Genomic DNA, 11,640 nt, shown 5'->3' with positions numbered 1-11,640 from the left:
TTGGGGTCAACCCGCCCTGCGCAGCAACCAGAGCCCGGCCAACGCGCAGACAGCCGCAGGGACCAGCACCGCAAACAGCGGCGAGAAACCAAACACCAGGCTCGACGGCCCCAGCAGATCCTGGGCGATACGGAAGGTGAAACCCACCAGCACGCCGGTAAACACTCGTTGACCAAGGGTCACCGAACGCAGCGGGCCGAAAATGAAGGAAATCGCCATCAACACCAGGGCGGCGGTGACCAGCGGTTGCAACACTTTGACCCAAAAAGCCAGCCAGTAGCGGCCATTGTTCAGGCCCTGGTCCGCCAGGTAGTGGATATAGCCCCACAAACCGGTAATCGACAGCGACTCCGGCGCCATCACCACAGTGCTGAGCAACTGCGGGCTGATCGACACGTCCCAACGCTCTTGCGGGGCGGCGACCACTTCGGTGCGTTTGTCATGGAACAGGGTGGTGGTGACATCACTCAGTTGCCAGTGGTCCTCGGCGAAATTCGCGCGCTTGGCGAAGCTCGCTGACAGCATGTGCCGCTGGTCGTCGAAACGATAGCGGGTCACGCCATAGAGGATGCCATTGGGCTGGACCGAGTTGATGTGGATGAACTCGTCGCCCTGGCGGTGCCACAGGCCGTGCTTGGCGCTTTGCGCATCACCGCCGCCCTGGGCCAGGGAACGGTTGGCCTGGGCGGTGTTCTCGGTGGCCGGGGCAATGTATTCGCCGATCAACACACCCACCAGCATCAGCACCAGCATCGGCTTCATCACCGCCCAGACGATCCGACCAATGGACACGCCTGCGGCGCGCATGATGGTCAGCTCGCTGTTGCTGGCCAGGCTGCCCAGGCCGATCAGGCAACCGATCAGCGCCGCCATCGGCAGCATGTCGTACAGGCGCCGAGGCGCGGTCAGCAGCACGTAGCTCGCCACGTCCGTCAGGGTATAGGTGTCGCTGACGTCGCTCATTTCATCGATGAAGGCAAACAGGGTCGCCAGGCCAAGGATGATCCCCAGCACCGCGAGGATCGCCATGAACACGCTGCTGCCGATGTAGCGGTCGAGCTTAACCACGGGCCACCTCCAGCGCGCTGCGACGACTGGCCAGTTTCAGGCGCAGGGGCTCCCAATAGAGCAACCCCAGGCCGATGGCCAGGAAGATGCCATGCACCCACCACAAGCCCAGCGCCGGCGGGATCTTGCCCTTCTCCAGGGCGCCGCGGGCGGAAATCAGGATGGTCAGGTAAGCCATGTATAGGAGAATCGCCGGCAGCAACTTGAGGAAACGGCCCTGGCGCGGGTTGACCCGCGACAACGGGACCGCCATGAGTGTCACGATGAACACCAGCAGCGGCAACGACAGGCGCCATTGCAGCTCGGTGCGGGCACGAATGTCCTTGTTGCCCAGCAGGCTGGCGGTCGGCATCGCGTCGCGATCGGTGACTTCGTCGCTGACCTCGGGCTTGGGCAACAGCACGCCATAGGTGTCGTACTTGATGGCCCGGTAGTCGGCCTGCCCCGGCTTGCCATCGTAGCGATAGCCATTGTGCAGGATCAGGTAGCGGTTGCCGTCGGGGTTGATTTCCTGCCGGCCCTTCTCGGCCACCAGCACGGAAATGCCACGGTCCTTCTTGGTGTCCGAAGACAGGTTCTTTTGCGTAATGAAGACGCCGCCCAGGTCGATCCGGTCATCCGAGAGCTGTTCGGTGTAGGTCACCCGCGTGCCGTCGCGCAGGGCCTGGAAACGCCCTGGCACCAGGGTGTCGAACTCGGTCATGGCGTCCTGCTGGTTGATCAGCAGTTGGAATTGGTTGGCGCCCTGAGGCGATAGGCTCAGGCTCAGCCAGGCCACCACCAGCGCCACCAATGTGGCCGGGAACAGGGTCATGCGAAACAGCCGTTGCTGGCTCATGCCCGTGGCCGACAGCACGGTCATTTCGCTGTCCAGGTACAGGCGCCCATAGGCCAGCAAAATGCCGAGGAACAACCCCAGCGGCAGGATCAGTTGCAGGAAGCCCGGCAGGCGGAACCCCATGATCAGGAACAGGGAGCCCGGATCCAGGGCGCCGGAGGCCGCCTGGGCAAGGTATTTGATGAAACGTCCGCTCATGATGATGACCAGCAGCACGGCGCTCACGGCGCTCAGGGTCAGCAGGACTTCGCGGGATAGATAACGAAAGACGATCACACCAGACACTCCAGGGTTGTCAGGCTGGGTTTTGTATAAAAAGTGCCTGCGCGACGATCATGCTGCGTTGAAAACAGGCTCGGAATGCTCATTGACAGCCAGTCAACTCCGCTTCCTCGCCTGTTTTCGCCTTGCCTGATCGCCGCTCGGCGACTTTTCATACAAACCCTTAAGGCGGCCAAACAAGCAAACGTATCGAGCCGGTCCGCCAACGCGAACCGCCGAAAAAAGAGCCGCATTATCCTGTGATTGGAGGCGCCTGTCACTTCGCACGCTTTAAACCGGTGCTTAAAGCCAAAAGTTAGCGCCGTCGAGGGTTGTCAGGCTCAGGCGCCGAGGTTCAAACTGCGGCCTTTGTCGCCGGCAAACACCGGCGCTTCTTTTATATAAGAAGAAGCTCGCTCAGCGCGCCATTGTGTCGGCGCCTGGCCTCTTGACCATTCACTCAGGGATCCGGACATGGAACTGGTTGTAAAAAGCGTCAGCCCAGAAACGTTGAAAACCGCCACGCTGGTGGTTGCCGTTGGTGAAAACCGCAAGCTCGGCGTCGTCGCCACCCAGCTCGACAGCCTGAGCGGCGGTGCCATCAGCGCCGTGCTCAAGCGCGGCGACCTGGCCGGCAAGGTCGGCCAGAGCCTGTTGCTGCACAGCCTGCCCAACCTCAAGGCTGATCGGGTGCTGCTGGTGGGCGTGGGCAAGGACGCCGAACTGGGCGACCGTCCGTTCCGTAAAATCATCGCCGGCGTGTTGGGCACCCTCAAGGGCCTGGGCGGTACCGATGCCGTCCTGGCGTTGGACGAGTTGGTGGTCAAGGGTCGCGACAGCTACGGCAAGAACCGCCTGCTGGCGGAAACCCTGGTGGACGGCGAATACCAGTTCGACCAGTTCAAGAGCCAGAAAGCCGAATCCCGCGCCCTGAAGAAAATCACCCTGCTGACCATCAAGGCCGCCCAGGCCGAAGTCCAGCGCGCCGTGACCCACGCCACCGCGATTGCCAACGGTATGGCCTTCACCCGTGACCTGGGCAACCTGCCGCCGAACATCTGCCACCCGACGTTCATGGGCGAGCAAGCCAAGGCCTTGGGCAAGGAATTCAAGGGCCTGAAGGTCGAAGTCTTCGACGAGAAGAAGATCAAGGACCTGGGCATGGGCTCGTTCTATTCCGTCGGCCAGGGCAGCGCCCAGCCGCCGCGCCTGATCGTCATGCAGTACAACGGCGGCAAGAAGTCCGAGAAGCCATACGCACTGGTCGGCAAGGGCATCACCTTCGACACCGGCGGCATCAGCCTCAAGCCAGGCGCCGGCATGGATGAAATGAAGTACGACATGGGCGGCGCCGCGAGCGTGTTCGGCACCCTGCGCGCCGTGCTCGAACTGCAACTGCCGATCAACCTGGTGTGCATCCTGGCCTGCGCCGAGAACATGCCCAGCGGCACGGCCTCGCGTCCGGGCGACATCGTCACCACCATGAGCGGCCAGACCGTGGAAATCCTCAACACCGATGCCGAAGGCCGCCTGGTGCTGTGTGACGCCCTCACCTACTCCGAGCGTTTCAAGCCGCAAGCGGTGATCGACATCGCGACCCTGACCGGCGCCTGCGTCGTCGCCCTCGGTGCCCACACCTCCGGCCTGCTGGGCAACAACGATGAACTGATCGGCCAATTGCTCAGCGCCGGCCAGCAAGCCGACGATCGCGCCTGGCAGTTGCCCTTGTTCGACGAGTACCAGGAACAACTGGACAGCCCGTTCGCCGACATCGCCAACATCGGCGGCCCGAAAGCCGGGACCATCACCGCGGCGTGCTTCCTGTCGCGCTTCACCAAGAACCTGAACTGGGCGCACCTGGACATCGCCGGCACGGCCTGGACCAGCGGCGGCAAGGACAAAGGCGCCACCGGTCGCCCAGTGCCCCTGCTGACCCAGTACCTGCTGGACCGCGCCAAGGCCTGACACCAATGACCGTTGTTGGCGTCGTCCTCGGGTGGCGCCAACGGCGGCTCAGGAACCGCAATGACCAAAGTCGATTTCTATATCCTGCCCAGCGCCGATCCGTCGGCGCGGTTGGATTTCGCCTGCAAGCTCGTCGAAAAGGCCTGGCGCATGGGGCACCGCATCTACCTGCATTGCAGCGATGCCGCCCAGCGCGATGACCTGGACGCACGCCTATGGGCGTTCAAGGGCGAGAGTTTCGTGCCCCACGGCCCGGCCGAAAGCGAACCCGAGGGGCTGATCGTGCTGGGACTGGGAGATGACTGCGGCCAGCACCAGGACCTGCTGGTCAACCTCGACCTGAAAGTACCGGCCTTTGCCCAGCGCTTCGCCCGTGTGGCGGAAGTGGTGGTGGAAGACCCGGCCATCCGACAAGCCGCGCGGGAGAGTTTCCGTTTCTACCGCGAACAGGGCTATCCTCTGCAAGACCACCGTTTACAGCGACTCTGAGCCCTACGATGGACACTCCAAAATCGCCACAAAAACCCGCGCACCTGCTGGATGACCTCGAGTCGATCCGCCAGTTGCTCGGCGACGACAACCTGCAGCCACCGCTGTTGACCGACACGGTCGTGCCCGAGCCGGTGCATGACGAGCAGATCCCCCTGCTGTTCGATCCGATCAACGGCCAGCCTGAACCCGAGCCTGCCGCCAAGGCCGAAGCCAAGGGCCCCGACGCCCTGCTGCACCTGGACCGCGAATTACGCGCTGCGGCACAGTTGATCATGCAAGACGTCATCGACGACTTCGCCCCGCACATCGAAACCGAGATCAAGCGCCGGCTGGATGCGCGGATGGAGCGGTTGCTGAGCCACTACGAGTAACCCGTTCTACCCACCGAATAACCCTGTGGGAGCGGGCTTGCTCGCGAAAGCGGTGTGTCAGCTGGCACATGTATACCTGACACACCGCTTTCGCGAGCAAGCCCGCTCCCACATTGTTCAACTGTGTTCACAAACTATCGGTATCACTGCTCGCTTCCAGCTCGCTGCGTGTGGCTTGCATCTCCCCCGCCCGCTATACTTCCCGGCTTTTCCTGAATAAATGCCAATAGGGTCCCGCCGCGCATGGATAAGACCTACCAGCCGCACGCCATTGAAACTTCCTGGTACAACACCTGGGAGTCCGAGAATTATTTCGCTCCGCAAGGCGCGGGCGATTCCTACACCATCATGATCCCGCCGCCGAACGTCACTGGCAGCCTGCACATGGGCCACGGTTTCAACAACGCGATCATGGACGCCCTGATCCGTTTCCGTCGCATGCAAGGTCGCAACACCTTGTGGCAGCCGGGCACCGACCATGCCGGTATCGCCACGCAGATGCTAGTGGAACGCCGCCTCGAAGCCCAAGGCCAGAATCGCCACGACCTGGGTCGCGATAAATTCCTCGAGAAAGTCTGGGAATGGAAAGACGAGTCCGGTGGCAACATCAGCCGCCAGATCCGTCGTCTCGGCTCGTCCGTGGACTGGAGCCGCGAGCGCTTCACCATGGACGACGGTCTTTCGGAAGCGGTGAAGGAAGCCTTCGTGCGCCTGCATGAAGACGGGCTGATCTATCGCGGCAAGCGTCTCGTCAACTGGGACACCAAGTTGCACACGGCCATTTCCGACCTCGAAGTGGAGAACCACGACGAGAAAGGTTTCCTGTGGAACCTCAAGTACCCCCTGGCCGACGGCGCCAAGACCGCCGAAGGCAAGGATTACCTGATCGTCGCCACCACGCGTCCGGAAACCATGCTCGGTGACGCCGCCGTGGCGGTGAACCCTAACGATGAGCGCTACAAGGCCCTGATTGGCAAGTTCGTGGAACTGCCTTTGGTTGGCCGGCGCATCCCGATCATCGGCGACGATTACTGCGACCCTGAATTCGGCACCGGCTGCGTGAAAATCACCCCGGCCCACGACTTCAACGACTACGAAGTCGGCAAGCGCCACAACCTGCCGCTGCTGAACATTTTCGACAAGAACGCCAACGTGCTGCCGGCGGCCCAGGTGTTCAACCTCGACGGCACGCTGAACGAAAGCGTCGACGGCACGCTGCCGGCCGAATACGCCGGCCTGGACCGTTTCGAGGCGCGCAAGCAGATCGTCGCGGCATTCGAGGCCGCCGGCCTGCTGGTCAGCGTCGACGATCACGCCCTGAAAGTCCCGAAAGGCGACCGCTCCGGCACCATCATCGAGCCGTGGCTGACCGACCAGTGGTACGTGTCCACCAAGCCGCTGGCCGAGCCGGCGATTGCCGCCGTGGAAGACGGCCGCATCCAGTTCGTGCCCAAGCAATACGAAAACATGTACTTCTCGTGGATGCGCGACATCCAGGATTGGTGCATCAGCCGTCAGCTGTGGTGGGGTCACCGCATCCCTGCCTGGTACGACGAATCGGGCAAGGTCTATGTCGGTCGCGATGAAGCCGAAGTCCGCGCCAAGCACAACCTCGGTCCGGACGTCGCCCTGGCGCAGGACAACGACGTCCTCGACACCTGGTTCAGCTCGGGCCTGTGGACCTTCTCGACCCTGGGCTGGCCGCAGCAGACCGAGTTCCTGAAGAAATTCCACTCCACCGACGTGCTGGTCACCGGCTTCGACATCATTTTCTTCTGGGTCGCCCGGATGATCATGCTGACCATGCATCTGGTGAAGAATGAGGACGGCACCCCGCAAGTGCCGTTCAAGACAGTCTACGTCCACGGTCTGGTGCGCGACGGTCAGGGCCAGAAGATGTCCAAGTCCAAGGGCAACGTCCTGGATCCGCTGGACATCATCGACGGCATCGACCTGGAAACCCTGGTGCAGAAACGCACCTCCGGCCTCATGCAGCCGAAACTGGCGAAGAAGATCGAGAAGGCCACCCGCGAAGAATTCGCCGAGGGCATCGCCAGCTACGGCACCGATGCCCTGCGTTTCACCTTCTGCTCGCTGGCGTCCACCGGTCGCGACATCAAGTTCGACATGGGTCGCGTCGAAGGCTATCGCAACTTCTGCAACAAGATCTGGAACGCCGCGCGCTACGTGCTGGATAAAGGCGAAGACTGCGGTCAGAACGGCGAAGCTTACGAACTGACCCTGGCTGATCGCTGGATCATTTCCCAGTTGCAACGCACCGAAGCCGAAGTGACCCGCCAACTGGACCAGTTCCGTTTCGACCTGGCCGCACAAGCCTTGTACGAGTTCATCTGGAACCAGTACTGCGACTGGTACCTGGAGCTGTCCAAGCCGGTGCTGTGGGACGAGAACGCACCGGTCGAGCGCCAGCGCGGCACCCGCCGCACCCTGGTTCGCGTGCTGGAAGTGGCCCTGCGCCTGGCGCATCCGTTCATGCCATTCATCACCGAGGAAATCTGGCAGCGCATCGCACCGCTGGCGGGCATCCAGGGCAAGACGATCATGCTGCAACCGTGGCCGGTGGCCAACGAGACCCGCATCGATCCGGCAGCCGAGGACGACATCGAATGGCTCAAGACCTTCATGCTGGGCCTGCGTAACATCCGCGCCGAAATGAACATCGGCCCGGGCAAGCCGCTGACCCTGTTCCTGAAGAATGCCAGCGCCGACGACCTGCGCCGCCTCAACGAAAACGAAGCGCTGCTCAAGAAGCTGGCGAAGCTCGAGTCGGTGACGGTGCTGACCGCCGGCGAAGAAGCACCACTGTCGGCCACCGCCCTGGTCGGCGAGATGGAAGTGCTGGTACCGATGGCTGGCCTGATCGACAAGGCCGCCGAACTGGCGCGCCTGGACAAGGAAATCCAGCGCCTCAAAGGCGAAGTGCAGCGGGTCGGCGGCAAGCTGTCCAACGCCGGTTTCGTCGACAAGGCCCCGGCCGAAGTCATTGAGAAGGAACGGGCCAAACTGGCCGAGGCCGAACAGGCCCTGGGTAAGCTGGCCGAGCAGCATGGGCGGATCTCCAGCCTGTAACGGCGGTTGGCAATCGAAGAAGGAGGTCCTGATGACCTCCTTTTTTATGCCTGGCACTATCCATCAAACAATGAAGGCTCCTTGTGGGAGCGGGCTTGCTCGCGAAAGCGGTGGATCAGATAGCCTATTTGTTAACTGACACACCTCCTTCGCGAGCAAGCCCGCTCCCACATTTAATCGGCGCAGTCATCAAGACCAGTCTGGATGTGGGACAATACCCGCCACTTTTTGAGCCATCCCCGAATCGACCCGCCCATGACCGCCCCCCGCACACCCAAACCTGCACGCCAGAAGCCCAAGTCCACCACCGAGGCCAAAGCCGTGGCACCGCGGGAAAAGGCCAGCCTGCATCCACGCAACCGTCACCAGGGCCGCTACGACTTCCCGGCGTTGATCAAGTCCACGCCTGAATTGGCCAAGTTCGTGATCATCAACCCGTACGGCAAGGAAAGCATCGACTTCGCCAGTCCCGACGCAGTGCGGGTGTTCAACCGGGCGCTGCTCAAATCCTTCTATGGCATCGCCCATTGGGACATTCCGGCCGATTACCTGTGCCCGCCGGTGCCCGGTCGCGCCGACTATGTGCATTTCCTCGCCGATTTGCTCGCCAGCCATAACGAAGGCGAGATCCCTCGGGGTGCGGCAGTGAAGGTGCTGGACATCGGCACGGGCGCCAACTGCGTCTATCCGCTGATCGGCTACAGCGACTACCGCTGGCACTTCCTCGGCTCGGAGATCGACCCGACGGCCATCGCCTCGGCCAAGGCCATTGTCCAGTCCAACGGGCTGAACAAGGCTATCCAGCTTCGCCAGCAAGCCAACCGCAAGCAGATCTTGCTGGGCTTGCTGGAGGACGCCGAGCGGTTCGACCTGACCATGTGCAATCCACCGTTCCACGCGTCCCTGGAGGAAGCCACCAAGGGCAGCCAGCGCAAATGGCGGGCGCTGGGCAAGGCCGATCCGAAACGCAAACTGCCGGTGCTGAACTTCGGCGGCCAGGCAGCCGAACTATGGTGCGAGGGTGGGGAAGCGCGGTTCGTCACACAGCTGATCAGCGAAAGCGCAAAGCTGGCCCAGCAAGTGCTGTGGTTCAGTACGCTGGTGTCGAAGGCTTCCAACCTGCCGGCGATTCAGGCAGCGCTGAAAAAAGCTGGGGCGCTGCACAGCCACGTGGTGGAGATGTCCCAGGGCCAGAAGCAGAGCCGCTTCGTGGCCTGGACCTTCCAGACCGAGGCGCAGCAACAGGCCTGGCGCCAGGCGCGCTGGGTCCGCAAGGATTGAAATCCTCCCACCACAGACCACTTTTTCCAAGACAATAAAAAACCGTGCCCGGATCGCTCCGAGGCACGGTTTTTTTAGCGATCTTACTTGTTGACCGCGTCGGTCAGGCCTTTGGCCACAACCAGCTTGATCACTTTCTTGGCAGCGATTTCGATGGCAGCGCCAGTCGAAGGGTTACGGCCGGTACGGGCAGGACGCTCGGTGACTTTCAGCTTGCCGATACCTGGCAGAGTGATTTCGCCGCCGTTTTCCAGCTGATCGGCAACGATTTGGCCCAGTTGGTCCAAAGCGTTACGCGCGGTGGTTTTTGGCGCGTCGATGGCTTCAGCGATGTCAGCGATCAGTTGGTCTTTAGTAAGAGCCATGTAGTGTTCCTTCCCTATCAAATTCATATGGATTGCAGAGTGCAGTGTCAGCCATCGAGCCCGATCTCTCTGGATCAGGCACCCTCGGCAATCACCACGACGGATCGGGGTAATAGATGCCGAAAACCGGGTTTGGTTCGACCTGACAAATGCTGAATGCACGCTTAACGCAGTGACTTCGCGTAAGACCGGGCAAAACTAGCACAACGCCTCTGAAATATCCGCCTCTAGCTACCCATTTGGTCAGCTTTCTTGCGCTAAAACGTTAAAAAAATGCATATAGGCCATCGGACAGGCCTGAAAGGGCCTTTGCAGGGTTCCAAAACCAGTGATTGCGGTACACTGGGCCTTTTTCGGGGAGCACGCCCTCCTCTCTTTCATCAGCCGAGAAATCCATGCCGATCCGTCATTGCATCGTCCACCTGATCGACAAAAAACCCGACGGCACCCCTGCCGTGCTCCATGCCCGCGACTCCGAGCTGGCAGAGTCCACGGCCATCGAGAACATGCTCGCCGACCTCAACGAAAGCTATAACGCCAAGCAAGGCAAGGCCTGGGGTTTTTTCCATGCCGAGTCCGGGGCGCATCCGTTCAGCGGCTGGCTGAAGGAGTACCTGGACGGCGGGAAGGATTTCACTGCGTTCAGTCGAGTGGCGGTGGAACACCTGCAAAAACTGATGGAAGAGTCCAACCTGTCGGTGGGCGGCCACGTGTTGTTCGCGCATTACCAGCAGGGCATGACCGACTACCTGGCCATCGCCCTGCTGCACCACAGCGAAGGCGTGGCGGTGACCGATGAATTGGACGTGACCCCGTCCCGTCACCTGGACCTGGGCCAATTGCACCTGGCGGCGCGGATCAATGTGTCGGAATGGCAGAACAACAAGCAATCGAAACAGTACATCTCGTTCATCAAGGGCAAGAACGGCAAGAAGGTCTCGGAGTACTTCCGCGACTTCATCGGCTGCCAGGAAGGCGTCGATGGCCCCGGCGAGACCCGCACTCTGCTCAAGGCCTTCAGTGACTTCGTCGAAAGCGAAGACTTGCCGGAAGACGATGCCCGGGAAAAAACCAAGACCCTGGTGGACTACGCCAGCAGCCAGGCCAAGCTCGGCGAGCCCATGGGCCTGGAAGAACTGTCCGAGTTGATCGACGAAGATCGCCCGAAAGCCTTCTACGACCACATCCGCAACAAGGACTACGGGTTGTCGCCGGAAATCCCGGCGGATAAACGAACCCTCAACCAGTTCCGCCGCTTCACCGGCCGCGCCGAAGGCTTGTCCATCAGCTTCGAAGCGCACTTGCTGGGTTCCAAGATCGAGTATGACGAGGAAGCCGGCACGCTGATCATCAAGGGGTTGCCGACGTCGCTGACGGATCAGCTCAAGCGGCGCAATTGATGCTCGGCGGGTTACTGAAGAAAGTTCTGCTGGTCTTGCTGGTGGTGGTGGCGTACCAGAACTGGGGCAAGATCGAGCGGGTGTTCAACCCGTCGCAGATGGTTTCAGAACAGATTCGCAGCGATGCCCGCGTGGTGCTGTATGCCACCGACTGGTGCGGCTACTGCAAGGCCACCCGACGGTTCCTGGATGAGAAAGGCGTGCCGTTTCGCGAGTTCGATATCGAGAAGGACACTGAGGCGCGCAAGGCCTACGAGGCGCTGGGTGGCCGGGGGATTCCGATCCTCGATGTGAACGGCACGTTGATTCGTGGGTACGAGCCGGAGAATATTCTCAAGGCGTTGTCTGCTTTATAGTTCTGATGGCCTCATCGGAAGCCCCTGAGAAGTTGACAGTATTTTAGAGAAAGCTGCAGGAGAATCCGGTCGCCACTTTTGAGTTATCTCCAGCAGGAGCCAGAAGCGGCCCTCAATCACTACTCAACGACCGACGGCCTGTAGAGTTGAATC

10 protein-coding genes are annotated in these 11,640 nt (G+C 61.3%); 7 read left to right on the top strand and 3 right to left on the bottom strand.

Annotated elements, in window-relative coordinates; genetic code table 11:
* Positions 1–6: 6 nt before the first annotated feature.
* Entirely contained in the window at positions 7–1,068 is a 1,062-nt protein-coding gene (lptG, locus tag BT125_RS18170; protein ID WP_072408974.1) for an LPS export ABC transporter permease LptG, read from the bottom strand.
* Positions 1,061–2,182: an LPS export ABC transporter permease LptF gene (gene lptF / locus BT125_RS18165; RefSeq protein WP_072345612.1), complete on the bottom strand. Its 1,122-nt coding sequence runs from the start codon at positions 2,180–2,182 to the stop codon at positions 1,061–1,063. Before lptF ends, lptG begins: the two co-directional genes overlap by 8 nt.
* A 459-nt stretch (positions 2,183–2,641) precedes the next feature.
* On the opposite strand from lptF, the gene BT125_RS18160 reads away from it, so the two are divergent.
* The 5 genes from BT125_RS18160 to rlmF all read left to right on the top strand — a co-directional run bounded on the left by BT125_RS18160 (position 2,642) and on the right by rlmF (position 9,366).
* The gene (locus tag BT125_RS18160) at positions 2,642–4,132 is read left to right on the top strand and encodes a leucyl aminopeptidase (RefSeq protein WP_072408972.1); all 1,491 of its coding nucleotides are present in this window, start codon (positions 2,642–2,644) and stop codon (positions 4,130–4,132) included.
* A 60-nt stretch (positions 4,133–4,192) separates the two neighbouring features.
* On the top strand, positions 4,193–4,621 hold the full coding sequence (locus BT125_RS18155) for a DNA polymerase III subunit chi (RefSeq protein ID WP_072408970.1): 429 nt from the start codon (positions 4,193–4,195) through the stop codon (positions 4,619–4,621).
* A gap of 8 nt (positions 4,622–4,629) precedes the next feature.
* A complete protein-coding gene (locus BT125_RS18150; protein ID WP_072408968.1) occupies positions 4,630–4,995 on the top strand; it encodes a DNA polymerase III subunit chi in 366 nt (121 codons plus the stop codon).
* A gap of 243 nt (positions 4,996–5,238) precedes the next feature.
* A complete protein-coding gene (locus tag BT125_RS18145; RefSeq protein ID WP_072408966.1) occupies positions 5,239–8,085 on the top strand; it encodes a valine--tRNA ligase in 2,847 nt (948 codons plus the stop codon).
* A 255-nt stretch (positions 8,086–8,340) separates the two neighbouring features.
* A complete protein-coding gene (gene rlmF, locus BT125_RS18140; protein ID WP_072409076.1) occupies positions 8,341–9,366 on the top strand; it encodes a 23S rRNA (adenine(1618)-N(6))-methyltransferase RlmF in 1,026 nt (341 codons plus the stop codon).
* 83 nt (positions 9,367–9,449) lie between these two features.
* Here rlmF and BT125_RS18135 read toward each other — a convergent pair whose 3' ends face one another.
* Complete coding sequence (locus BT125_RS18135; RefSeq protein ID WP_007905514.1) at positions 9,450–9,731, bottom strand: HU family DNA-binding protein; 282 nt, start codon at positions 9,729–9,731, stop codon at positions 9,450–9,452.
* Positions 9,732–10,126: 395 nt separating this feature from the next.
* On the opposite strand from BT125_RS18135, the gene yejK reads away from it, so the two are divergent.
* The gene (gene yejK, locus BT125_RS18130) at positions 10,127–11,131 is read left to right on the top strand and encodes a nucleoid-associated protein YejK (protein WP_014340016.1); all 1,005 of its coding nucleotides are present in this window, start codon (positions 10,127–10,129) and stop codon (positions 11,129–11,131) included.
* Positions 11,131–11,487: a glutaredoxin family protein gene (locus BT125_RS18125; RefSeq protein WP_072408964.1), complete on the top strand. Its 357-nt coding sequence runs from the start codon at positions 11,131–11,133 to the stop codon at positions 11,485–11,487. Before yejK ends, BT125_RS18125 begins: the two co-directional genes overlap by 1 nt.
* The last annotated feature ends 153 nt before the right edge of the window (positions 11,488–11,640 follow it).

This window comes from Pseudomonas sp. NFACC04-2 (assembly GCF_900119265.1).
GTDB classification, from domain to species: Bacteria; Pseudomonadota; Gammaproteobacteria; order Pseudomonadales; family Pseudomonadaceae; genus Aquipseudomonas; species Aquipseudomonas fluorescens_AA.
Note: the sequence above shows the minus strand (reverse complement) of the source record. Positions and strands in the feature narration are given on the sequence as shown.

Coding starts and splice junctions, on each gene's coding strand:
- BT125_RS18160 (WP_072408972.1), top strand. CDS start 2,642: ATGGAACTGGTTGTAAAAAGCGTCAGCCCAGAAACGTTGAAAACCGCC.
- BT125_RS18155 (WP_072408970.1), top strand. CDS start 4,193: ATGACCAAAGTCGATTTCTATATCCTGCCCAGCGCCGATCCGTCGGCG.
- BT125_RS18150 (WP_072408968.1), top strand. CDS start 4,630: ATGGACACTCCAAAATCGCCACAAAAACCCGCGCACCTGCTGGATGAC.
- BT125_RS18145 (WP_072408966.1), top strand. CDS start 5,239: ATGGATAAGACCTACCAGCCGCACGCCATTGAAACTTCCTGGTACAAC.
- rlmF (WP_072409076.1), top strand. CDS start 8,341: ATGACCGCCCCCCGCACACCCAAACCTGCACGCCAGAAGCCCAAGTCC.
- BT125_RS18135 (WP_007905514.1), bottom strand. CDS start 9,731: ATGGCTCTTACTAAAGACCAACTGATCGCTGACATCGCTGAAGCCATC.
- yejK (WP_014340016.1), top strand. CDS start 10,127: ATGCCGATCCGTCATTGCATCGTCCACCTGATCGACAAAAAACCCGAC.
- BT125_RS18125 (WP_072408964.1), top strand. CDS start 11,131: ATGCTCGGCGGGTTACTGAAGAAAGTTCTGCTGGTCTTGCTGGTGGTG.